The following is a 244-nucleotide window of genomic DNA, read 5'->3' on the forward strand; positions in this document are numbered from 1 at the left end:
GCGCGACGTCGACCTCGGTCGACTCGGTCCAGGACGGGAAGAACGGAGAGGTCTCGACGGTCCGGCGCATGTCCTCGCGCGACGAGATCGACTTGGGCCCGGCGTCGAGCACGACCACGGCCATCGCCGGGTCGAGCGGGCCGCCCGCCTCGCCGCCCGGCACGGGCTCGGCGAACGACGAGGCGTCGTCGGGGCCCGCGCGCCAGACCACCAGGCCGCCCAAGACCGAGCCCGCCGCCCACCC

The 244-nt window shown here is 76.2% G+C and carries 1 pseudogene; it reads right to left on the bottom strand.

The window, feature by feature from the left end:
* Positions 1-244, bottom strand: a pseudogene (locus KVT14_RS20945) (diphosphomevalonate decarboxylase); the annotation flags it as partial.

It is taken from the genome of Cellulomonas sp. GbtcB1 (assembly GCF_019091725.1).
GTDB lineage: Bacteria > Actinomycetota > Actinomycetes > Actinomycetales > Cellulomonadaceae > Cellulomonas.